Origin of the sequence: Streptomyces sp. CRCS-T-1, assembly GCF_024442335.1 — a bacterium.
GTDB lineage: Bacteria > Actinomycetota > Actinomycetes > Streptomycetales > Streptomycetaceae > Streptomyces > Streptomyces koelreuteriae.
The window spans coordinates 198651-219462 of record NZ_CP101651.1; the positions used below are offsets into that span (position 1 = coordinate 198651).

The 20812-nt window shown below is 72.4% G+C and carries 22 protein-coding genes and 1 riboswitch; of the genes, 6 read left to right on the forward strand and 16 right to left on the reverse strand.

The window, feature by feature from the left end; all coding sequences use genetic code 11:
* Window positions 1–64: 64 nt before the first annotated feature.
* Window positions 65–829 (reverse strand): cobalt-precorrin-6A reductase, encoded by a 765-nt coding sequence (locus NNW99_RS00855; RefSeq protein ID WP_215116643.1) that lies wholly within the window; start codon window positions 827–829, stop codon window positions 65–67.
* Window positions 830–847: 18 nt separating this feature from the next.
* Between NNW99_RS00855 and NNW99_RS00860 the strand changes: the two genes are divergently transcribed.
* A complete protein-coding gene (locus tag NNW99_RS00860) occupies window positions 848–1966 on the forward strand; it encodes a cobalt-precorrin-5B (C(1))-methyltransferase (protein WP_215116644.1) in 1119 nt (372 codons plus the stop codon).
* 34 nt (window positions 1967–2000) lie between these two features.
* Here the strand turns inward: NNW99_RS00860 and cobM are convergent, their stop codons facing one another.
* On the reverse strand, window positions 2001–2750 hold the full coding sequence (cobM, locus tag NNW99_RS00865) for a precorrin-4 C(11)-methyltransferase (RefSeq protein WP_215116645.1): 750 nt from the start codon (window positions 2748–2750) through the stop codon (window positions 2001–2003).
* Window positions 2747–4018, reverse strand: coding sequence for a precorrin-6y C5,15-methyltransferase (decarboxylating) subunit CbiE (gene cbiE / locus NNW99_RS00870; protein WP_215116646.1), 1272 nt, complete (start codon window positions 4016–4018; stop codon window positions 2747–2749). The genes cobM and cbiE overlap by 4 nt, the downstream gene beginning before the upstream one ends.
* Window positions 4019–4211: 193 nt before the next feature.
* On the opposite strand from cbiE, the gene tsaD reads away from it, so the two are divergent.
* The 3 genes from tsaD to NNW99_RS00885 all read left to right on the forward strand — a co-directional run bounded on the left by tsaD (window position 4212) and on the right by NNW99_RS00885 (window position 6291).
* Window positions 4212–5261: a tRNA (adenosine(37)-N6)-threonylcarbamoyltransferase complex transferase subunit TsaD gene (tsaD, locus tag NNW99_RS00875; RefSeq protein WP_215116647.1), complete on the forward strand. Its 1050-nt coding sequence runs from the start codon at window positions 4212–4214 to the stop codon at window positions 5259–5261.
* Between the two features lie 5 nt (window positions 5262–5266).
* A complete protein-coding gene (locus tag NNW99_RS00880; RefSeq protein ID WP_215124096.1) occupies window positions 5267–5839 on the forward strand; it encodes a GNAT family N-acetyltransferase in 573 nt (190 codons plus the stop codon).
* Between the two features lie 92 nt (window positions 5840–5931).
* On the forward strand, window positions 5932–6291 hold the full coding sequence (locus NNW99_RS00885; protein ID WP_215116648.1) for an antibiotic biosynthesis monooxygenase: 360 nt from the start codon (window positions 5932–5934) through the stop codon (window positions 6289–6291).
* A 37-nt stretch (window positions 6292–6328) separates the two neighbouring features.
* Here the strand turns inward: NNW99_RS00885 and NNW99_RS00890 are convergent, their stop codons facing one another.
* The 5 genes from NNW99_RS00890 to NNW99_RS00910 all read right to left on the reverse strand — a co-directional run bounded on the left by NNW99_RS00890 (window position 6329) and on the right by NNW99_RS00910 (window position 11484).
* Entirely contained in the window at window positions 6329–6988 is a 660-nt protein-coding gene (locus NNW99_RS00890) for a class F sortase (protein ID WP_215116649.1), read from the reverse strand.
* Window positions 6985–7815 carry a hypothetical protein gene (locus tag NNW99_RS00895; RefSeq protein ID WP_370869109.1) on the reverse strand — a complete coding sequence of 277 codons (831 nt, stop codon included), beginning with the start codon at window positions 7813–7815 and terminating at the stop codon, window positions 6985–6987. The genes NNW99_RS00890 and NNW99_RS00895 overlap by 4 nt, the downstream gene beginning before the upstream one ends.
* A gap of 115 nt (window positions 7816–7930) precedes the next feature.
* On the reverse strand, window positions 7931–9052 hold the full coding sequence (locus NNW99_RS00900) for a bifunctional 2-methylcitrate synthase/citrate synthase (RefSeq protein WP_215116650.1): 1122 nt from the start codon (window positions 9050–9052) through the stop codon (window positions 7931–7933).
* An 18-nt stretch (window positions 9053–9070) separates the two neighbouring features.
* On the reverse strand, window positions 9071–9976 hold the full coding sequence (gene prpB, locus NNW99_RS00905) for a methylisocitrate lyase (protein WP_215116651.1): 906 nt from the start codon (window positions 9974–9976) through the stop codon (window positions 9071–9073).
* A complete protein-coding gene (locus tag NNW99_RS00910) occupies window positions 9976–11484 on the reverse strand; it encodes an MmgE/PrpD family protein (protein ID WP_215116652.1) in 1509 nt (502 codons plus the stop codon). The genes prpB and NNW99_RS00910 overlap by 1 nt, the downstream gene beginning before the upstream one ends.
* Before the next feature lie 200 nt (window positions 11485–11684).
* On the opposite strand from NNW99_RS00910, the gene NNW99_RS00915 reads away from it, so the two are divergent.
* Together NNW99_RS00915 and NNW99_RS00920 are read left to right on the forward strand one after the other, a co-directional pair.
* Window positions 11685–13142 (forward strand): short-chain fatty acyl-CoA regulator family protein, encoded by a 1458-nt coding sequence (locus NNW99_RS00915; protein ID WP_215116653.1) that lies wholly within the window; start codon window positions 11685–11687, stop codon window positions 13140–13142.
* Window positions 13139–13744 carry a histidine phosphatase family protein gene (locus tag NNW99_RS00920; protein ID WP_215116654.1) on the forward strand — a complete coding sequence of 202 codons (606 nt, stop codon included), beginning with the start codon at window positions 13139–13141 and terminating at the stop codon, window positions 13742–13744. Before NNW99_RS00915 ends, NNW99_RS00920 begins: the two co-directional genes overlap by 4 nt.
* Here NNW99_RS00920 and NNW99_RS00925 read toward each other — a convergent pair.
* From NNW99_RS00925 to NNW99_RS00960, 8 genes are all read right to left on the reverse strand, one after another.
* Window positions 13739–14038, reverse strand: a complete 300-nt coding sequence (locus NNW99_RS00925; protein ID WP_215116655.1) for a hypothetical protein — start codon at window positions 14036–14038, stop codon at window positions 13739–13741. The genes NNW99_RS00920 and NNW99_RS00925 overlap by 6 nt on opposite strands.
* Before the next feature lie 122 nt (window positions 14039–14160).
* On the reverse strand, window positions 14161–14916 hold the full coding sequence (locus tag NNW99_RS00930; RefSeq protein WP_215116656.1) for a CbtA family protein: 756 nt from the start codon (window positions 14914–14916) through the stop codon (window positions 14161–14163).
* 21 nt (window positions 14917–14937) lie between these two features.
* A complete protein-coding gene (locus tag NNW99_RS00935) occupies window positions 14938–15159 on the reverse strand; it encodes a CbtB-domain containing protein (protein WP_215116657.1) in 222 nt (73 codons plus the stop codon).
* Between the two features lie 63 nt (window positions 15160–15222).
* Window positions 15223–15295, reverse strand: a riboswitch (cobalamin riboswitch).
* A 95-nt stretch (window positions 15296–15390) separates the two neighbouring features.
* Window positions 15391–16170, reverse strand: coding sequence for an enoyl-CoA hydratase (locus NNW99_RS00940; protein WP_215124098.1), 780 nt, complete (start codon window positions 16168–16170; stop codon window positions 15391–15393).
* An 8-nt stretch (window positions 16171–16178) separates the two neighbouring features.
* Complete coding sequence (gene mmsB, locus NNW99_RS00945) at window positions 16179–17060, reverse strand: 3-hydroxyisobutyrate dehydrogenase (RefSeq protein ID WP_215116658.1); 882 nt, start codon at window positions 17058–17060, stop codon at window positions 16179–16181.
* The gene (locus tag NNW99_RS00950) at window positions 17057–18121 is read right to left on the reverse strand and encodes an enoyl-CoA hydratase/isomerase family protein (protein WP_215116659.1); all 1065 of its coding nucleotides are present in this window, start codon (window positions 18119–18121) and stop codon (window positions 17057–17059) included. The genes mmsB and NNW99_RS00950 overlap by 4 nt, the downstream gene beginning before the upstream one ends.
* A complete protein-coding gene (locus tag NNW99_RS00955) occupies window positions 18118–19266 on the reverse strand; it encodes an acyl-CoA dehydrogenase family protein (RefSeq protein ID WP_215116660.1) in 1149 nt (382 codons plus the stop codon). Before NNW99_RS00955 ends, NNW99_RS00950 begins: the two co-directional genes overlap by 4 nt.
* Window positions 19267–19272: 6 nt before the next feature.
* Window positions 19273–20796, reverse strand: a complete 1524-nt coding sequence (locus tag NNW99_RS00960; RefSeq protein WP_215116661.1) for a CoA-acylating methylmalonate-semialdehyde dehydrogenase — start codon at window positions 20794–20796, stop codon at window positions 19273–19275.
* Between the last annotated feature and the right edge of the window lie 16 nt (window positions 20797–20812).

Below are 20812 nucleotides of genomic sequence, written 5' to 3' on the forward strand. Positions count from 1 at the left end.
CTCACAAGGCTTCTGCGTGTTCCTTGCAGGTACAAGCCAGGTGTGGCAAAGCCCCCGTCAGGTTTCAGCCAGTAGTCGGGAAAGCCCGCCCGTGCGGGAGTTCCCTGATCCACCGGGCCGCCTCTTCCGGACCGGCCACGGCCGGCACCTGTTCGGGAACGGGCGGCCGGCGGACCACGACCACGGGCACTCCCGCCTCCCGCGCGGCCGTGAGTTTGGGCGCGGTGGCGGCTCCGCCGCTGTCCTTCGTGACCAGGACGTCGATGCGGTGGCGGTGCAGGAGTTCGCGTTCCGCGTCGAGGGTGAAGGGGCCTCGGTCGAGGAGCACCTCCATGCGGGCGGGGTACGGGGACTCGGGCGCGTCCACGGAGCGTACGAGGAACCACAGGGCGTCCAGACCGGCGAACGCGGCCAGGCCCATGCGTCCGGTGGTGAGGAACACCCGGCTGCCGAGGGCGGGCAGCAGCGCCGCGGCCTCCTCCAGGGAGCCGGCCTCGTGCCAGTCGTCGCCCTCGACCGGGACCCAGCCGGGGCGCCGCACCGCGAGCAGGGGAACATGGGCGGTGGCGGCGGCACGTGCCGCGTGGAAACCGATCGTCCCGGCGAAAGGATGGGTGGCGTCGATGAGTGCGTTCACCCGGTGCTCGACGAGCCACGCGGTCAGCCCCTCCACTCCCCCGAAGCCTCCGATCCGGACCTCGCCCGGAGGCAGCCGGGGTCCGGCCACCCGCCCGGCGAGAGAACTGGTCACGGTCAGGCCGGGTGTGCCGTCAAGCAGTTCGGCGAGACGGCGGGCTTCGGTGGTCCCGCCCAGAATCAGTACGTGCATGGAAGTCCAGGTCCGTTCATGAGCAGCGAAGTGAAGGGTGGCCGCAGGGCCCAGCTGGAGCACACCGGCCTGCGGCACGGGTGGACCACGGGCGCCTGTGCGACAGCGGCCACGACGGCCGCGTACACGGCACTGCTGACCGGGGAGTACCCCGACCCGGTGACGATCACCCTGCCCAAGGGGCAGACCCCGTCGTTCGCGCTGGCGGCCGAGGAACTGGGCGACGGATCCGCGATGGCGGGCGTCGTCAAGGACGCGGGCGACGACCCGGACGTCACGCACGGCGCGCTGATCCGGGCCACGGTACGGCGGCTGCCCGCCGGGGCCGGGGTGGTCTTCAGGGCGGGGCCCGGGGTCGGGACGATCACCCGCCCCGGTCTGCCGCTGCCCGTCGGCGAACCCGCCGTGAACCCCGTCCCCCGGCGGCTGATGCGCGAGCACGTGGCCGAGGTCGCCGCCCGCCACGGTGGCACCGGCGACGTCGAGATCACCGTCTCCGTCGACCACGGCGAGGAGATCGCCCGCTCCACCTGGAACCCGCGCCTCGGCATCCTGGGCGGCCTGTCCATCCTCGGCACCACCGGGATCGTGGTGCCGTACTCCTGCTCGGCGTGGATCGACTCCATCCGCCGGGGCGTGGACGTGGCGCGGGCGGCGGGCCGTACGCATGTCGCCGGGTGCACCGGGTCGACGTCGGAGAAGACGGTCGTCGCCGAGTACGGGCTGCCCGAGGACGCGCTGCTCGACATGGGCGACTTCGCGGGCGCCGTGCTGAAGTACATCCGCCGCCACCCCGTCGACCGGCTGACGATCTGCGGTGGCTTCGCCAAGCTGTCCAAGCTCGCCGCCAGCCATCTCGACCTGCACTCCGCCCGCTCCCAGGTCGACAAGGGCTTCCTCGCCGAACTGGCCGGGCAGGGCGGCGCGGACGAGGCCTTGCGCGCCGAGGTGGCCGGGGCCAACACCGGGCTGGCCGCGCTCCAGTTGTGCATGGCCGCCGGGGTGCCGCTCGGTGACCTGGTCGCCAGGACGGCTCGTGACGAGGCGCTGGCCGTGCTGCGGGGTGCGCCGGTCACCGTCGACGTGATCTGCATCGACCGGGCTGGCACGGTGGTGGGGCGCAGCTCCGTGGCCTGAGGGCCCCTGCGCCGCCGGTGCGTTGCCGAGCCGCTCAGCACACGTGACGCTCCCGCTCCGCCGAGTAGAGGTGGCTGTCCCGGAACCCCTCCGCCCCCAGCGTCCGACCGACGATGATCACGGCCGTGCGCAGCACACCGGCCTCCTTGGTCTTGGCGGCGATCTCGTCGAGGGTGCCGCGGATGATCACCTCGTCGGGGCGGGAGGCGTAGGCGACGACCGCGGCCGGGCAGTCGGCGCCGTAGTGCGGGAGGAGTTCGTCGACGACGCGGTCCACATAGCCGGCGGCCAGGTGCAGCACGATCAGCGCGCCGCTGCGGCCGAGGGTGGCCAGGTCCTCCCCGTCGGGCATGGCGGTGGCGCGCTGGGCGACCCTGGTGAGGATCACGGTCTGGCCGACGGTCGGCACGGTCAGCTCACGCTTCAGGGACGCCGCCGCGGCGGCGAAGGCCGGGACTCCGGGGACCACTTCGTAGGGCACCCCGGCCGCGTCAAGGCGGCGCATCTGCTCGGCGACCGCGCTGAACACCGACGGGTCCCCGGAGTGCAGCCGCGCCACGTCGTGTCCCTGCTCGTGGGCGCGGACCAGCTCGGCGGTGATCTCGTCCAGGGTGAGCTGCGCGGTGTCCACCAGGCGTGCGTCCGGCGGGCATTCGGCCAGCAGTTCGCGCGGGACCAGGCTGCCCGCGTAGAGGCAGACCCGGCAGGCGCCGAGGGTGCGGGCGCCGCGCACGGTGATCAGATCGGCGGCACCGGGTCCGGCGCCGATGAAGTACACGGTCATCTGTTGGCTCCCGAAGGGGTGTCGACGGTCTTCTGTACGGCCCACTGGGTCACCGGCATCGCCTGCCGCCAGCCGGTGAAGCCGCCCACGGGCACGGCGTGCGCCACCGCGAGCCGCACCAGCTCGCCGCCATGACGACGGCGGGCGTCGGCGAGGAGCGCCTCCGACTCCAGTGTCACGGTGTTGGCGACCAGCCGCCCACCGGCCGGCAGGGCCTCCCAGCAGGCGTCGAGGAGACCGGGGGCGGTGAGGCCGCCGCCGACGAACACGGCGTCGGGGGCGGGCAGTTCGGCCAGGGCGGCGGGCGCGGCACCGGTGACGACCCGCAGGCCGGGCACGCCGAGGCGCTCGGCGTTGCGGGTGATGCGCGCGGCGCGCACCGGGTCGCGCTCGATCGTGATCGCGCGGCACGAGGGGTGGGTGCGCATCCACTCGATGGCGATCGAGCCCGAGCCGCCGCCGATGTCCCACAGCAGTTCCCCGGGCGCGGGGGCGAGTGTGCTGAGCGTGACGGCGCGGATGTGCCGCTTGGTGAGCTGCCCGTCGTGCTCGTAGGCGTCGTCCGGGAGGCCGGGCACGGCGCCGAGGCGCGGGGCGTCCGGGGCGCGGTGGCAGGTGACGGCGACGATGTTGAGGGGGTCGCCGGGGGGCCGCTCGTCCGGCCAGTCGTCCGCGGTGGCCTCAGTGGTCGTGTGCTCCTTCGCGCCGCCGAGTTGTTCCAGGACCCGCATGCGGCTCGCGCCGAATCCCCGGTCCCGCAGCAGGGCGGCGACCTCGCCGGGTGTGCCGGCGCCCGCGCTGAGGACGAGGAGCCGCCGACCGTCGTGCAGGGCGGCGGCGAGACGGGCGGCGGGACGGCCGACGAGCGTGACGACCTCGACGTCCTCCAAGGGCCAGCCGAGGCGGGCGGCGGCGTAGGAGACGGAGGAGGGGTGGGGCAGGACGCGCAGGGCGCCCGCTTCCCCGATCTCCTCGGCGAGGGCTCGGCCGATGCCGTAGAACATGGGGTCCCCGCTGGCCAGTACGGCGATCCGGCGGCCGGCGTGTGCCGCGAGCAGGCCGGGCACGGCGGGGCGCAGGGGCGAGGGCCAGGCGATCCGCTCCCCGGCGCAGCGTGGGGGCAGCAGGTCGAGCTGGCGCGGGCCGCCGATCAGGACCTCGGCCTCGCTCAGCGCGGCCCGGGAGGTGTCGGTCAGGCCTTCCCAGCCGTCGGCCCCGATCCCGACGACGGTCACGGCGGCGGTAGGTGCGGGACGTGCGGGGTTCACTGCGCGGTACCTCGGGATTCGGGGGCAGCTCTCATGGGGCGACAGAAGCGCACTCTACTGGGCGCCGACCAGCACACCTTTGCTCGGGTACACCTCCCGCGGGGCTTATTGCACACTCCTTGCAATAGCCTGTTCCTTGCAGAACTGAGCCGCGGAACCGGGTCGCGGAACTGAGGTCGTGGGAAGGGTGGGCATGGGCTCTGGGATCGTGCTGGGCATCGAGTCGTCGTGTGACGAGACCGGGGCGGGGCTGGTCCGGGACGGGCGGCTGCTGGGCCATGCGCTGGCGTCGAGCATGGACGAGCACGCCCGCTTCGGCGGTGTCGTCCCCGAGATCGCCGCCCGCGCGCATGTGCACGCCCTGCGGCCGGTGATCCAGCGGGCCTTGGACGACGCGGGCCTGCGGCTGTCCGACATCGGCGCCGTCGCCGTGACCACCGGGCCGGGCCTGTCGGGCGCGCTCCAGGTCGGCCTCGCCGGGGCGAAGGGCATGGCGTACGCGCTCGGTGTCCCGCTGTACGGCGTGCACCATCTGGCCGGCCATGTCGCCGCCGACACCCTGGAGCACGGCCCGCTGCCCGATCCCTGCATGGTGCTGATCGTCTCCGGCGGCCACACCTCTCTGCTGCTCGTCCGTGACCTGGTCCGCGACCCGATCCTGCACCTCGGCGACACGCTCGACGACGCGGCCGGTGAGTGCTTCGACAAGGTCGCGCGGGTCTTCGGACTGCCGTACCCGGGCGGTCCGGCCATCGACCGGACAGCGCGCGCGGGGGATCCGCGCGCTGTCCCCTTTCCCCGCCCGCTGCCCGGGTCGTACGACTTCTCCTTCTCGGGGCTGAAGACGGCCGCCGCACGCTGGGCCGAGGGCCACGCGGGCCGGGAGCTGCCGGTGGCCGACGGGGCTGCCTCGCTCCAGGAGGCGATCGCGGACGTACTGACTCGCAAGGCGGTCGCGGCCTGCGCCGAGCACGGTGTCGGCACGCTCGTCGTCGTGGGCGGGGTCGCCGCGAACTCGCGGGTGCGGTCGCTGGCCGAGGAACGCTGCCGGGCCGCCGGCATCGAACTGCGCGTGCCGCCGCTGAGGCTGTGCACGGACAACGGCGCGATGATCGCCGCCGTCGGCGACCTCCTCGTACGCTCCGGGGCCGAACCGGCGGCGCTGAACCTGTCGATCGACCCGTCGGCGCCGCTGGAGTACGCCGCGCTGCACCCGGGGGCCGCTCTGGCGGGTGCGGCCTGATGGACATGAACCCAGAGATCAGGACCTTCAAGGACGCCGGGCTCCTCGCGCACACCACGGCCCTGCGCCGCGTCTACGCCGACGCCTTCTGCGCCCCGCCCTGGAACGAGGACGAGGCGCAGGCGGCCGAGTTCGCCGAGCGGCTCCCGGTGGACGTGCGGCGGCCGGGCTTCATCGCCGCGCTCGCCTTCGCCGGGCCGGAGGTCATCGGCTTCGCCACGGCCTGGACCACCCTCACCCCCTTCCCCACCGACCGCTGCTACCCCCAGGCCGCCGCCGGGCTGGGCCCCGGTCACACGGCCGACTGGCTGTGCGGCGCCCGGGAGATCGACGAACTCGCCGTCCGCCCCGACGCGCACGGCACCGGTCTCGCCGGCGCACTGCTGGACGCGGTCACCGAGGACGCCCCCGACGGCCGCTCCTGGCTGCTCACCTCCGCCCATGCGCCCCGGGCCATGGCCTTCTACCGCCGCCAGGGCTGGACCCAGGCCACCCACCCCTCCCCCGACGGCAAGGGCATCGCCGTCTTCCTGAGCCCTCGCCATCCGGCCCGCTCCCTGGCCGTCCTGCCGCTGTAGGCGGCCGGCGGGCAGCGCGGGTCCGCGTCCGATCGGGGGAATACGGACCCGCCTCGGTCGACCGCCTCTTCCGTAAGGGGAGAAAGAGTGGCATGGCCGTTACCGCACAGATCGACAGCGCACGCCCGGTGGCGACGCTCATCAACGTCTTCACCGTCACGCCCGACCGCCAGGACGAACTCATCGAGCTGCTCGCCCGCGCCACCGAGGAGACGATGAAGCACCAATCGGGCTTCCTCCATGCCAACTTCCACGCCTCCCACGATGGCGAGCGTGTCATCAACTACGCCCAGTGGGAGTCCGAGGAGCACTACCGCGCGATGCTGGCGAACCCGGAAGCCCGCGTCCACATGGAGCAGGCCGCGAAGATCGCGACGGACGTACAGCCACGTCTGTTCCAGGTGCGCTCCACGCATCGCCGGGCACAGCGACCCGGCGAGGGACGATCCTGACCCTGTCCTGCCTGACTCTGCCGTACCTGACCGTGTCCTACGCGACGCCCGTCATGCTGGCGAACACCACGACGTTGTTGGGGTAGTAGTGCCGGTCCGCGTCGAACTCACCTCCGCAGGTGACCAGCCTGAGGCCCGCGTGGTCGAGGTTCTTGTAGACCTCCAGCGTGGGGAACTCCTTCTTCGGATACTCCTCGACGCGGTCCACGGTGAAGGTGGCGGTCTTCCCGTCCTGGCGCTTCACCTCGACCTTGTCGCCGGCCGTCAACGTCTTCAGCCCCTTGAAGACCGCGTCCGCGCCGTTCCAGGTCACATGCCCGGCGATCACCGCGGGCCCCTGGGAGCCGGGGGTGGGTCCCGGTTCGTACCAGCCCGCCAGGTCCGGGTTCTTGGGGGTGGTCATCACCCCGTCCTTGCTCTGCCCCAGGGTCTCCAGGGCGCTGGAGACCCCGAGGGAGGGGATGCTGACCTCCTGCGGCACGGACCGGTCCAGGGCGGCGACCGCCTGGCCGGTGCCCGAGCCCGGTGTCGCGCCGCCCGCCGCCCCGGCCGTCGCGTTCTGCCCCGGGGACGTCTGGGAGGCCGACGTGTCCTGGCCCCCGCAGGCGGTGAGCAGCAGGGACGCGGTGGCGACGGCGATCAGGGCGGCGGGAACGCGTCGCCCCCCGACCCGTGCGCTCCCGGCCGAGCGGTTCACGCGGCACCCCCGGTCTCCGCCGCCGCGACACCGGACGCCTTCCGCCGGCGGGCGGCGAACAGAACCCCCGCCGCACCCGCCACCGCCGCCGAGGCCGCACCCGCGACGCCGACCGTCATCCCCGGGGACATGCTCGACTGCTCCGCCCCGCTGCCGGTCTCGATCCCGCCGACCGGGACGGACCCGACCGCGGCGCCCTTCACCTCCCCGCAGTTGGTGGGCGCGGTGGCCTCCTGAGGCAGCTTCGGGTCGAGTTCGCTCTTGCCCGCGCCCTCGAAGTCGTACTCGCCGTTGCCGTTGGGGTCGATGCCGTGCTGGACGATGTGCAGGTCCTTGATCTTCTCGACCACGTCCTGCCCGACCTTGATGGTCCGCTTGTAGGCGATCTTGCCCTCTTCGTCGGCCACCGGCATCCGGTCCACCGCCAGTCCGCTGGTCGCCGCGTCGGTGTCGCCGGAGACGGTGAGCGCGATGTTGATGTCGCCGTAGTGGACGGTGGCTTCGGTGTTGTTGAGGATTCCGTCCTTGTTGGTGTCGGCGCTGCCGTCCGGGCAGACGAAGTCGTGCCCGTCGGTCGAGCCGTGCAGGTGCTGTGCCGAGGGCTGGCCCGGCACCATGCCCTCGGACTTGATCCACACCGTCATCTCGTCGCCGCGCAGGCTCACCAGGGCCGTGCCCTTGGCGCCGGAGTCGTTCAACTGCTCCAGATCGAGCTGGAAGGCCGGGGTGTCCGACTCCGCGAACACCGGGGACGAGCCGACCAGGGTGAGCAGGGCGGCGGCGGGCAGAGCGGCGAGAACCGTGAGACGGCCGGGTCGCTTGGGCATCAGGTTCGTTCCTTGTCCGTGGGGGTGTTATTGCGACGGGTTCGCAGTTACCCATAGAACGCAGGAACTTTTCCGGGTGTTCAACGACACCGGCGCCGACGCCTTGGAGCGGCGGCTAGCCGATCGCCGGTACCGCGCGCTGATCCGGTCCCGCGTATGACGCGAGGGGCCTGATCAGCGCGTTGTGGGCGAGCTGTTCGGTGATGTGGGCCGTCCAGCCGGTGATGCGGCTCATCACGAAGATCGGTGTGAAGAGGGGGATGTCGAACCCCATGAGGTGGTAGGCCAGGCCTGCCGGGTAGTCCAGGTTCGGATGGATCCCCTTGTGGGTGAGCATGGCGTGGCGGAGCGCCGCGTGCAGGGTGGCGAGACGGGTGACCTCGGGGTCGGCGGCACGGGAGACCAGGCGGTCGAGGGCGTCCTGCATGATCGGGACGCGGGAGTCGCCGGCCTTGTAGACCCGGTGGCCGAAGCCCATGATCTTCCGCTTGCCCGTCAGCGCTTCCGTGAGCCAGTCCTCGGCGTGCCCAGGGTCGCCGATCTCGTTCAGCATGTGCATCACGGCTTCGTTGGCGCCGCCGTGCAGCGGGCCCTTGAGCGCGCCGATCGCCGCTGTGACCGCGCTGTAGAGGTCGGAGAGGGTGGAGGTGACCACGCGCGCGGTGAACGTCGAGGCGTTGAAGCTGTGTTCGGCGTAGAGCACGAGCGAGATCTCGAAGCAGCGCACCACATCGGGGTCGGGGACGCTGCCGAAGCACATGTGGAAGAAGTTCTCGGCGTAGCCGAGTTCGGGATGCGGCGGGATCGGGGCGAGGCCGCGGCGCCTGCGCTGGTCGGCGGCGACCACGGTGGGCAGTCTCGCCAGCAGGGTCAGGGACTTGGCCCGGTTGACGGCGAGACCGCCGTCGTCCTCGGTCGGGTCCTCGGCGCCGAAGAAGCTGACGGCGGTGCGCAGGACGTCCATCGGGTGGCAGGTCTGGGGCAGCCGGGCCAGCAGCTCGGAGGTGGTGCGGTCCAGGGGGCGCAGGGCGCGTTCGCGGGCGCGGAAATCCCGGAGCTGTCCCTCGTCGGGGAGTTCGCCGTGCCACAGGAGGTAGGCGACCTCCTCGAAGGAGCGGTGGGCGGCCAGGTCCTGGACCGGATAGCCGCGGTAGGTGAGGGAGTTGGTCTCCTGGATGACGGTGGAGATCTCGGTGGTGTCGACGACGACACCGGCGAGGCCGCGGTGAATGGGCATGGATGTGCCTCCGGTGCGTCAGGTGCCGGGCGGGAGGGTGAAGTCGAAGACGGCCGAGTCGAACGTCGAGTAGTCCTCGTAGCCGAGGAGTTCGTAGAGGCGGGAGCGCGTCTGCATACGGGGCAGCAGGGATTCCTGGGTGCCCTCGGCCGCGATGGTGCGCAGGCCGTCCTCGACGGCGCCCATGGCCAGGCGCAGCAGGGTGACCGGGTAGAGGGCGATGTCGTAGCCGAGGTTCTCCAGGGTGCGCGTGTCGAGGAGGCGCCCCTTGCCGAACTCGGTCATGTTGGCCAGCAGCGGTACCGGGACCGCCTTGCGGAACGCCTCGAACTCCCGCTCGTCGGCGAGGGCTTCGGGGAAGATCGCGTCGGCTCCGGCGTCGACGTAGGCCTTCGCTCGGTCGATCGCCGCGTCAAGGCCCTCGACGGCCCGGGCGTCGGTGCGGGCCATGAACAGGAAGTCCGGGTCGCGTCGGGCGTCCACGGCGGCCCGGACCCGGCGGGTCATGTCCTCCCGGGGGACGACCGACTTGCCGTCCAGGTGGCCGCAGCGCTTGGGGTTGACCTGGTCCTCCAGATGCAGGCCGGCCAGCCCCGCGTCCTCCATCAACTGGACGGTGCGGGCGGCGTTCATCGGTTCGCCGAAGCCGGTGTCGGCGTCGATGAGAACCGGCAGATCGGTCACCCGGGTCGTCTGCTGGGCGCGTGCCGCGACCTCGGTCGATGTGGTCAAGCCGATGTCGGGCAGGCCGAGGTCGGCGGCGAGGACGGCGCCGGAGAGGTAGGCGGCCTCGAAGCCGGTGTCCTGGATGAGGCGGGCGGAGAGCGGGTTGAGGGCGCCGGGCATGGGCAGCAGGCGGTTCTCGCCGAGCCGCTCCCTGAGCGCTCGCCGGCGTTCGGCGGGGGTGGTGCGGGTGTGCAGCATCAGAACAGGCCCTTCGGCAGGTTCGCGTCGACGTCGCCGACGGCCCGGACGTCCACGGCCGGGAACAGCCCGTCGAGGTCGGCGGAGCCCAGCTCGGCGAGGCGCTCGGCGGCGGCCAGGAAACGGTCCTGGCCCGCGGGCGCGACGATCCCCTCGGCGAGGGTGCGGAACTTGGCCGTGTAGGCGGGGCGGTCGAAGGGGCGGGCGCCGGCCGGGTGGGCGTCGGCGACGGCCAGTTCGTCCTCGATCACCGATCCGTCGTCGAGGGTGATGACCGCGCGGCCGCCGAAGGCCCGGCGGTCCGGGTCGGGGTCGTGATAACGGCGGGTCCACTCCGGGTCCTCGACCGTGCTGATCTTCCGCCACAGCGCGACGGTCCCGGAGCGACGAGCGCGCTCGGGTGCGTAGGAGCGCTCGTGGTGCCAGGTGCCGTCCTCCAGGGCGACGGCGAAGATGTACGGCACGGAGTGGTCGAGGGTCTCGCGGCTGGCGGTGGGGTCGTACTTCTGCGGATCGTTCGCACCGGAGCCGATCACCTGGTGGGTGTGGTGGCTGGTGTGCAGGACCACCGAGCGCACCTGGTCCAGCGGGCCGGTCTTCTCCCGCAGTCGCCGCGCCAGGTCGATGATCGCCTGCGCCTGGTACTCGGCGGAGTGCTCCTTGGTGTACGTGTCGAGGATCGCCCGGCGCGGCTCGCCGGGTTCGGGGAGCCGGACGGTGTAGTCGGCGCCGGGGCCGTCGAGCATCCAGGCGAGGAAGCCGTCCTCGCCCTCGTAGATCGGGGAGGGTGAGGTCTCGCCGCGCATCGCCCGGTCGACGGCCTCGATGGCGGCCTTGCCGGCGAAGGCCGGGGCGTACGCCTTCCAGCTGGAGATCTCGCCCTTGCGGGACTGCCGGGTGGCGGTCGTGGTGTGCACGGCCTGCTGCACCGCCTGGTACACCGTCTCCGTCGGCAGCCGGAGCAGCGCGCCCAGGCCGCCGGCGGTGGCGGCGCTGAGGTGGGCCACGTGGTCGATGCGGTGCCGGTGCAGGCAGATGCCCTTCACCAGGGCGACATGGAGCTCGTAGGCGGCGATGACACCGCGCAGCAGGTCGGCGCCCGTACGGCCGGTGTGCTGGGCTACGGCTAGCAGGGGCGGGATGTTGTCGCCGGGGTGGGAGTAGTCGGCAGCGAGATAGGTGTCGTGGAAGTCCAGCTCGCGCACGGCCGTTCCGTTGGCCCAGGCGGCCCACTCGGGGGAGACGCGGGCGCCGGTACCGAAGACGGAGGCGCCGGGGGTCGCCCCGCGGTGGGCGGTGGCCTGGGCGCGGGCGACGGCCACCGGGCGGCGCAGCAGGGAGGCCACGGCCACGGAGGCGTTGTCGATGACCCGGTTGACGGCCATGGCGGCGCTGTCGGCGTCCGGTTCCCCGGTGGCCGTGGCCACGGCGGCCAGTTTCCAGGCGAGCTGGTCCTCGCGGGCCAGCCGGTCGGCGCTGGGGTGGACGCGGACGTGGTGCTCGATCACGGGACTCCTTGTGGGCGTCTGGTGGGCGGCGGCGATCCTGCTGTGATCGAGACTGCCCGGCGGAAGCCCTTCGGACCACCGCTCCCGGGTGTGGAATCCGTACATCCCCGCGCTGCGAAACTGCGAAATCTGCGAATAATGCGGATGCTATCTTCGCAACAAGGTTCGCGAGGAGCCTCGCGAGACGAAGGTGGTGAGCCATGTCCCGGGGACCGTCCGGCCGCAAGGTCTACGCCCATGCCAAGCTGCGCCGGCTGCGCCGCGAGCACGGCATGAACCAGGTCGACATGGCCCGCGCCCTCGGCATCTCGACCAGCTACGCGAACCAGATCGAGCAGAGCCAGCGTCCGTTGACGGCTCCGGTGCTGCTGCGGATCGCGGAGGTCTTCGGAGTGGACACCGAGTTCTTCTCCGAGGCGGCGGAGGACCGGCTGGCCGCCGATCTGCGGGCCGCGCTCGCCGACGAGGCGTGCGGGGTGCCGCTGCCCGCCGCCGAGGACGTCACCGAGGCCGCCCGCGACCATCCGGAGGTGGCCCGCGCCCTGGTCGCCCTGCACCGCCGCTACCGTGACGCCGCCGAACAGGCCGCGGCCCTCGCCGTACCCGGAAGCGGAACCGGAGCGGCGCTGCCGCCCGTGGAGCCGCACGACGAGGTGCGGGACTTCTTCTACGCCCACCACAACCACTTCGAGCCGCTGGACACCGAGGCCGAACGGGCCGCCGCGGCCATGGAGCTGCGCCCCGGCCGGGCCGCCGACCCCCTCATCACACGCCTGGCCGCACGGCACGGCGTGCGGGTCGTGCAGACCGCGGCGGGCCGCTCCGCCGACGCCCGTCGCTACGACCCCGACACCGGCCTGCTGTTCCTCTCCCCCTGGCTCAGCGACGGCCAGCGCGCCTTCCAGCTCGCCACCCAACTGGCCCTCCTGGAGCACGGCCCGCTGCTCGACCGACTCGCCGGCGGCGCCACGGAACCGACCTCGCCCGAGTCGTCCGCGCTGGCCCGCATCGGCCTCGCGAACTACTTCGCCGGTGCCCTGCTCATGCCGTACACCCTCTTCCACACGGCGGCGGAGGAGGTGCGCTACGACGTCGAGCTGCTGTCCGCACGCTTCGGCGTCGGCTTCGAGACGGTCTGCCACCGCCTGAGCACCCTCCAGCGGACCGGCCGCAGAGGCGTGCCGTTCTCTTTCCTGCGCGTCGACCGGGCCGGGAACATCTCCAAGCGCCAGTCCGCGTCCGACTTCCACTTCTCCCGACTGGGCGGCACCTGCCCGCTGTGGACGGTGTACGAGGCGTTCTCCTCGCCCGGGCGGATACTGACCCAGGTCGCCGAAATGCCGGATGGCAAGCGGTACTTCTGGATCGCCCGCACCATCACACGCGGCGGATTCGGCCACCACGCCCCGCGCGCCGAGTTCGCGGTCGCTCTGGGCTGCGAACTGCGGCACGCGCACCGGCTCGTCTACGCCGAGGGCATCGCCCTCGACGACCCGCGCGCCGCCACACCGATCGGCCTCGGCTGCCGGATCTGCGAGCGACGCGACTGCGCGCAGCGGGCCCGGCCCCCGGCCGGCGGGCGGCTGGCCATCGACCCCGACCGGCGCACCTATGTGCCGTACCCGGTGGAGACCCGTACGAGGAGGAACCCTCCGTGACCAGCCGTGTCACCCTCATCACTCCCGCGATGAACGCTTCGCTGCGGCAGGCCCGTTTCGACGACGGGGCCTCGATCGACGCGGGCGGTGCACAACGCGCGGGTGCCGCCGGCGAGTTCCTGCCCGCGGCGGCGCGGGTCCTGGTCTCGCCCAGTGTGCGCTGCCGGGAGACGGCGGCCGCGCTGGGCCTCGACGGTGCCGAGGCGGAGGAGCTCGCGGGTCTCGATGTGGGCCGCTGGCGCGGTGCCGTGCTCGACGAGGTGGCCGCGCGCGAGCCGGAGGCGGTGGCCCGGTGGCTCGGTGATCCCGCGTCGGCGCCGCACGGCGGGGAGTCCGTGGAGGATGTGCGCGCTCGTGTGGCGCGGTGGCTGGAGGCGTGCCGGGACGTGGACGGCCGTACGCTCGCGGTGGTCGAGCCGGACGTCGTACGGGCCGTGGTGGTGCATGTCCTGGGCGCGCCCTCGTCGGCCTTCTGGCGGCTCGACGTACCGCCGCTGACGGCCACGACGGTCAGTGGGCGCGGCGGCCGGTGGAATCTGCGGCTCGGGGACCCGTTGGAGGGGGCCGAGGAGACACGGGCGGCGTCTCCTGGTGGGTCATGACGCGGTGTCGCGGTGCCGGCGCAGTAACGCCGCTATCGCGCAGCGCAGACAGGTGACGTCCGCTGCGTCGTCGTCCGCCCGCTCGCAGCCCTCGGGCGTGGCGGCGAGCAGTGTCTCCAGGTCGTCCAGGAGCCGCTCCGTCTGTCTCACCCGCTGGCCGAGGGCGCGTACCCGGGCGCTCTGGCCGCCGATCTGCCGTCGGCTCGCGATCAGTTGCTCATACTCCTCCAGGGTGAGGGCGACCGCCTCGCGGCCACCGAGGGTGATGCGGCGCGGCTGGGGCTGTCTGGCCACTCGGTCTCTCCGCTTCTGATCATCCGAGTCCTCGCTGCCGGGAAACGCGTGAGGGCCCCCGGATGGTTCCGCGGGCCCTCGCGTCGTGTCGGTCGGCTCGGTTCGCCGTGCCGGTCAGCTCACTAGGAGGCGGCTACGGCCGCGCTGCCGGACAGCGTGGCGGGCTTGGGGTTCAGCAGCCGCTGCGCCAGTTCGCCGAAGACAAGACCGAAGGCTCCCCACAGCGTGACCTGGATGGCCAGGGCGGAGAGGCGGAACCGCCACAGCACGGCGGCCGGGAAGTCCGACGGCACCTCGTTGACGACGGGCAGGAAGGCGAACGCCAGGCCGATGGCGACGCCGAAGGCGGCCACCGCGGCGACGGTGGCCCACCAGGCGCCCAGCTTCGGGGCGAGTCGCTTGCCCAGCAGGGTGGCGGCGATCGCGAGAAGCAGGCTGAGCACCATCATCAGGAAGTACAGGGTGGTCCGCTTGCCGATGGTGTCGGGGTTGCCGACGGCGGGCGGGTTGGCCGGGTACTTCAGGAACGGCACGACATAGACCGCGAGCAGCGCGCAGCCGGACAGCAGCAGCGCGGTCGCGCGCGGGGTGAAGCGGCCGACGCGGCCGAGCGCGAAGCAGTAGGCGAGGGCGGCGATGCCGCCGAAGGCGACCCCGTAGATCAGGACCCCGGTGGCCAGGCCCGCGGTGGACTGCAGGCCGCGGGAGACGATTTCGACCTCGTGCTCGTGCGCGGGGGCGTGCGCCTCCTCGAAGCCGATCGCCTTGTCGACGTTCGGCTCGCCGAGGAGGTAGGCGACGACCAGGGCGAGCAGACCGGCAGCGAGTCCGGCGAGCATCCCCCGCACGAGCAGGTTTCTCACAGTTGCGGAGTTCATGGGTGTGCGGCGTCCCTCGCGTCAGTGGCAGGGGAAGCCGAGGAGGTGGCGGGCGTCGTGCACCCACTCGTGGACGTCCTCGCCGGAGACGACGGAGGTGGCGCCCTGCTCGGCGCCGACGAAGTACAGCAGGACCAGCATCAGGATGCCGAAGAAGACCGCCCAGGGAAGGATGTCCTTCAGCGGCAGCTTGGTGGGGACGACGGGGGTGGTGGCTGTCGGCGGGACGGCGTGATGCGCCATGGCGGGGCCTCCTCGGGGAGTTCGCGTCCCCGCTCGGTGCTGCGACAGGACGACGGCCCACGGGTCTGACTCACGGGGCCGCTGACGCGGGCCTCGTTCACAGTGGCGCGACCGTGCCGGATTCCCACCGGCTTCCGTGTCGCCGTCGTCGATTTCTTCAGCGACCGTAACCCTCGGCCGGTGCCGGACCAAGACGACACCGGCCTTCGGGAGCGTGCTCTTACCCGATGTTTACCGGTGGCGGAACTCGGGCGGCCGTTTGTCGGCGAAGGCGGCCATGCCCTCCTTCTGGTCGGCGGTGGCGAACACCGCGTGGAACAGGCGGCGTTCGAAGCGGACACCTTCGGTGAGTGTCGTCTCGAAGGCCCGGCCGACGGCTTCCTTGGCCATCATCGCCACCGGCAGGGACATCCCGGCGACGGTCTCGGCGACGGCCAGGGCCTCGCCGATCAGCTCGTCGGCCGGCACCACCCGGGAGACGAGCCCGGCGCGTTCCGCTTCGGCGGCGTCCATGGTGCGCCCGGTCAGGCACAGCTCCATGGCCTTGGCCTTGCCGACCGCCCGGGTCAGCCGCTGGGAGCCGCCGATCCCCGGGATCACGCCGAGCTTGATCTCCGGCTGGCCGAAGACGGCGGTGTCGGCGGCGAGCAGGATGTCGCAGAGCATGGCCAGTTCGCAGCCGCCGCCGAGCGCGTATCCGGAAACGGCGGCGACGGTCGGTGTGCGCAGCTGTCCGAGCCGGTCCCAGGCCGCGAACCAGTCGGAGAGATACATGTCCAGGTAGCCCTGGGGCTGCATCTCCTTGATGTCGGCCCCGGCCGCGAACGCCTTCGCCGAGCCGGTGATGACGACGCAGCCGCAGTCCGGGTCCCGGTCCAGGGCCTCGGTGGCGGCCACGACCTCGTTCATCACCTGGAGGTTCAGGGCGTTGAGGGCCTTCGGGCGGTTGAGGGTGAGCAGGGCGGTGCGGCCCTTGCGCTCGACAAGGATCGTCTCGTAGTCGGTGGTCATGTCCGCGGTCACGTGGGGTCTCCGCTCCGGTCCCTGATGGTTCGTACGATGCCCGAGAAGTCCTCCGTGGCACCGACCCGCTCCGCGTACGCCGCGTACAGTTCGGCCGCGCGCAGACCGAGTTCTGCGTCCACGCCCCCGGCGCGGACCGCGTTGGCGGCCAGGCCCAGGTCCTTGGCCATCAGGGCGGCGGCGAAGCCCGGCCGGTAGTCGCGGCCCGCGGGACTGCCCGGGACGGGGCCGGGGACGGGGCAGTTGACGCTGAGCGCCCAGCACTGTCCGGAGGCCGTGGAGGCCACGTCGAACAGGGCCTGGTGGGACAGGCCGAGGCTCTCACCGAGGACGAAGGCCTCGCTGACGGCGATCATGGAGACGCCGAGAATCATGTTGTTGCAGATCTTGGCGGCCTGTCCGGCGCCCGCCTCTCCGCAGTGCACGGCCTTCTTCCCCATGGCTTCCAGCAGGGGCAGCGCCTCGGCGAACTCGGTCTCTCCGCCGCCGGCCATGAAGGTCAGCGTGGCGGCCTCGGCGCCGACGACCCCGCCGGAGACCGGCGCGTCCAGGGCGCGCATGCCCGCGGCGACCGCGCGCTCGTGGGCGGTGCGGGCGTCGGCGACGTCGATGGTGGAGCAGTCGACGAAGAGGGTGCCGGGCCGGGCGGCGGGGAGGATGTCGTCGTAGACGCCCAGGACGTGGCGTCCGGCGGGCAGCATGGTGAGGACGAGGTCGGCGTCCGCGACGGCGTCCACGGCGGAGGCGGCCTGCTCCAGCTCCGGCCCGGGCGTGACGGCGAGGTCGTAGCCCCGCACCCGGTGTCCGGCCTTCACCAGGTTGACGGCCATGGGGCCGCCCATGTTCCCGAGTCCGATGAACGCGACGGTCCTGCTCACCAGGCGACCTCCTCGGTCGTGCCGGATCCGGCGAGCCCGAGTTCGCGCTCGCCCAGGGGTGCGAAGAAGCGCTCCACGTCGGCGTCGGTGACCTCGTCGAGCGTCGCCGGTGACCAGCGTGGGTTTCGGTCCTTGTCGATGACCTGGGCGCGGATGCCCTCGACCAGGTCGGGTGCGCTCAGCGCCGCGCAGGAGACCCGGTACTCCTGCTCCAGCACCCGCTCCAGCGGGCCGAGCCGGCCGGCGCGGCGCAGGGCGGTGAGGGTGACCTTGAGCGCGGTGGGCGACTTGGCCAGCAGGGTCTCGGCGGTCTCCTTGGCCGCCGGGTCGCCGTGCGCGAGCAGCCGCTGGACGATCTCCTCGACGGTGTCGGAGGCGAAGCAGGAGTCGATCCACTCCCGCCGCCCGGCCAGTTCCCCTTCCGGCGCGGGCCTCACATGCCGGTCCAGGGCTTCCCGTACGGGCAGGCCGGCGAGGTCGTCGACGAACCGCTCCAGCGCCTCGGACGGGACGTAGTGGTCGGCGAGCCCGCACAGCAGGGCGTCCCCGGCGCCGATCTGCGCGCCCGTCAGGGCGAGGTGGGTGCCGAGTTCGCCCGGGGCGAGGGCGAGGAGGTAGGTGCCGCCGACGTCCGGGACGAAGCCGATGCCGGTCTCGGGCATGGCGATCCTCGACCGCTCGGTGACGATCCGGACGCTGCCGTGCGCGGAGACGCCGACGCCGCCGCCCATGACGATGCCGTCCATGACGGCGACGTAGGGCTTGGGGTAGCGGGCGATACGGGCGTTGAGGTGGTACTCGTCGCGCCAGAACGCGCCCGAGGCGGAGCCGTCCCCGTCGCGGGCGTCGTCGTGGATGCCGCGGATGTCGCCGCCCGCGCACAGGCCGCGCTCCCCCGCGCCGGTGATGACGACGGTCTCGACGGCCGGGTCCCGTTCCCATTCGGTCAGGGCCTCGTCGATGCGGCGCACCATGCCGTGGGTGAGGGCGTTGAGGGCCTTGGGCCGGTCGAGGACGATGTGGGCGGCCCGGCCCGTCGTACGGAAGAGGACGTCGGTCATCCGAGTGCCTCCGTCAGGCCGCGGGCCACGATGACGCGCATGATCTCGTTGGTTCCTTCCAGGATCTGGTGGACTCGCAGGTCACGGACGATCTTCTCGATGCCGTACTCGCTGAGGTACCCGTACCCCCCATGCAGTTGGAGGGCGCGGTCGGCCACCGAGTACCCGGTGTCGGTGGCGAAGCGCTTGGCCATCGCGCACAGGTACGGCGCCTGCGGGTCGCCGACGTCGAGCGCGTGGGCGGCCTGCTGGACGAGGGCGCGGGCGGCGGCGAGTTCGGTGGCCATGTCGGCGAGCCGGAAGCGCAGTGCCTGCGCGTCGAGCAGCCGCTGCCCGAACGCCTCACGGTCGGCGAGGTGGGCGAGGCTGCGGTCGAGGGCGCTGCGGGCGCCGCCGAGCGAGCAGGCGGCGATGCCGAGCCGTCCGCCGTTGAGGCCGTTCATCGCGATGCGGAAGCCCTGCCCCTCGCGGCCGAGGAGCCGGTCGGCGGGCAGCCGGACGCTGTCCAGGACGACCTGGCGGGTCGGCTGGGCGTTCCAGCCCATCTTCCGTTCGTTGGCGCCGAAGGTGACGCCGGGGTCGTCCTTGTCGACGATGAACGCGGAGACGCCGTCGGGCCCGTCGCCGCCGGTGCGGGCCATGACGATGTACAGCTGGGAGGCCCCGGCTCCGGAGATGAACTGCTTGACGCCGGTGAGGATCCAGTGGTCGCCGTCCCGGACGGCCCGGGTGGTGAGGGCGGCGGCGTCCGAGCCCGCGCCGGGTTCGGTCAGGCAGTAGCTGGCGAGGTCCTCCATGGCGCACAGCCGGGGCAGCCGGCGTTCGCGCTGGGCGGCGTCGCCGTACCGGTCGATCATCCAGGCGACCATGTTGTGGATGGAGAGGTACCCGGCGATGGACGGGCAGCCGGAGGCGAGGGACTCGAAGACGAGGACACCGTCGGCGCGGGTCAGGCCCGAACCGCCCGACTCCTCACCGACGTAGACGCCGCCGAGCCCCAGTCCGGCCGCCTTGCGCAGGACGTCGACGGGGAAGTGCTTGTCGCGGTCCCAGTCGAGGGCGTGCGGGGCGAGGTGGTCCTGGGCGAAGTCGAGGGTGGTCTCGACGAGGGCCTGCTGGTCCTCGGTGAGCAGGGTGCTGGTCATGGTCGCTCAGCCCATCGTGGGGATCGTGAAGCTCGCGCCTTCGCGCAGCCCGGCGGGCCACCGCGAGGTGACCGTCTTCGTACGGGTGTAGAAGCGGATGGCGTCGGGGCCGTGCTGGTTGAGGTCGCCGAAGCCGGAGCGCTTCCAGCCGCCGAAGGTGTGATAGGCGACCGGCACCGGGATGGGCACGTTGACGCCGACCATGCCGGTGTTGACCCGCCGGGTGAAGTCGCGGGCGGTGTCCCCGTCGCGGGTGAAGATGGCGACGCCGTTGCCGTAGAGGTGCTCGCTGGGCAGGCGCAGGGCCTCCTCGTAGTCGGCGGCGCGTACGACGGAGAGGACCGGGCCGAAGATCTCCTCCTGGTAGACGCGCATCGCCGGGGTGACCCGGTCGAAGAGGGAGGCGCCGGCGAAGAAGCCGTTCTCGTGTCCGGGCAGGACGAAGTCCCTTCCGTCCACGACGAGTTCCGCGCCTTCCTCCACACCGAGATCGACGTAGGAGCGCACGCGGTCGACGGCGTCCTGGCCGACCAGCGGCCCGAAGTCGGCCTCCGGGTCGTCGCTGCGGCCGATGCGCAGGCTGCCGATGCGTTCCTTCAAGCGGGCCACCAGCGCGTCGGCGGTGTCCTCTCCGACCGGGACGGCGACGGAGATCGCCATGCACCGCTCCCCCGCCGAGCCGTAGCCCGCGCCGATGAGGGCGTCCACGGCCTGGTCGAGGTCGGCGTCCGGCATCACGATCATGTGGTTCTTGGCGCCGCCGAAGCACTGGGCGCGCTTGCCGTGGGCGGCGGCGGTGGCGTAGACGTGCGCGGCGATCGGCGTGGAGCCGACGAAGCCGAGGGCCTCGACCCGGGGGTCCTCGAGCAGGGTGTCGACGGCTTCCCGGGCGCCGTTGACGACGTTGAGGACGCCGGGCGGCAGACCGGCCTCCAGGAACAGTTCGGCGAGGCGCAGCGGGACGGACGGGTCGCGCTCGGACGGCTTGAGGATGAAGGCGTTTCCGCAGGCGAGGGCGGGTGCGGCCTTCCACAGGGGGATCATCGCCGGGAAGTTGAAGGGCGTGATCCCGGCGACGACACCGAGGGGCGCGCGCAGGGAGTGGACGTCGATGCCGGTGCCGGCGTTGTCGGTGAACTCGCCTTTGAGAAGGTGCGGGATTCCTGCCGCGAACTCGACGACCTCAAGCCCGCGCTGGAGGTCTCCGTGGGCGTCCGCGATGGTCTTGCCGTGCTCGCAGGACAGCAGCCGGGCCAGCGAGTCCTTCTCCTCCTCGACGAGTTGCAGGAACCTCATGAACACCCGGGCGCGGCGCTGCGGGTTCCACTCGGCCCACTCGCGTTGCGCGTGCGCGGCGTCGGCGATCACCGCCTCGGTCTCGGCCCGGCTCGCGAGGGGCACATGGGCCTGGACCTCGCCGGTGTTGGGGTCGTACACATCGCCGTACGTCCCCGAGGTTCCCGGGGTGTGCTTGCCGCCGACGAAATGGGTCAACTCACGGACGGGGGCGTGGTCTTGTACGCGGACCATCGGTGCCTGCTCTCTC

What these genes read in the sequence shown, in the direction of transcription:
- NNW99_RS00895 (WP_370869109.1), bottom strand. Translation starts at nt 7,815, where the DNA reads ATGCCCAAGCGACCCGGCCGTCTCACGGTTCTCGCCGCTCTGCCCGCC.
- NNW99_RS00950 (WP_215116659.1), bottom strand. Translation starts at nt 18,121, where the DNA reads ATGACCGACGTCCTCTTCCGTACGACGGGCCGGGCCGCCCACATCGTC.
- NNW99_RS00860 (WP_215116644.1), top strand. Translation starts at nt 848, where the DNA reads ATGAGCAGCGAAGTGAAGGGTGGCCGCAGGGCCCAGCTGGAGCACACC.
- NNW99_RS00880 (WP_215124096.1), top strand. Translation starts at nt 5,267, where the DNA reads ATGAACCCAGAGATCAGGACCTTCAAGGACGCCGGGCTCCTCGCGCAC.
- NNW99_RS00955 (WP_215116660.1), bottom strand. Translation starts at nt 19,266, where the DNA reads ATGACCAGCACCCTGCTCACCGAGGACCAGCAGGCCCTCGTCGAGACC.
- NNW99_RS00915 (WP_215116653.1), top strand. Translation starts at nt 11,685, where the DNA reads ATGTCCCGGGGACCGTCCGGCCGCAAGGTCTACGCCCATGCCAAGCTG.
- NNW99_RS00935 (WP_215116657.1), bottom strand. Translation starts at nt 15,159, where the DNA reads ATGGCGCATCACGCCGTCCCGCCGACAGCCACCACCCCCGTCGTCCCC.
- NNW99_RS00960 (WP_215116661.1), bottom strand. Translation starts at nt 20,796, where the DNA reads ATGGTCCGCGTACAAGACCACGCCCCCGTCCGTGAGTTGACCCATTTC.
- tsaD (WP_215116647.1), top strand. Translation starts at nt 4,212, where the DNA reads ATGGGCTCTGGGATCGTGCTGGGCATCGAGTCGTCGTGTGACGAGACC.
- NNW99_RS00930 (WP_215116656.1), bottom strand. Translation starts at nt 14,916, where the DNA reads ATGAACTCCGCAACTGTGAGAAACCTGCTCGTGCGGGGGATGCTCGCC.
- cobM (WP_215116645.1), bottom strand. Translation starts at nt 2,750, where the DNA reads ATGACCGTGTACTTCATCGGCGCCGGACCCGGTGCCGCCGATCTGATC.
- prpB (WP_215116651.1), bottom strand. Translation starts at nt 9,976, where the DNA reads ATGCTGCACACCCGCACCACCCCCGCCGAACGCCGGCGAGCGCTCAGG.
- NNW99_RS00940 (WP_215124098.1), bottom strand. Translation starts at nt 16,170, where the DNA reads ATGACCACCGACTACGAGACGATCCTTGTCGAGCGCAAGGGCCGCACC.
- NNW99_RS00855 (WP_215116643.1), bottom strand. Translation starts at nt 829, where the DNA reads ATGCACGTACTGATTCTGGGCGGGACCACCGAAGCCCGCCGTCTCGCC.
- NNW99_RS00885 (WP_215116648.1), top strand. Translation starts at nt 5,932, where the DNA reads ATGGCCGTTACCGCACAGATCGACAGCGCACGCCCGGTGGCGACGCTC.
- NNW99_RS00900 (WP_215116650.1), bottom strand. Translation starts at nt 9,052, where the DNA reads ATGCCCATTCACCGCGGCCTCGCCGGTGTCGTCGTCGACACCACCGAG.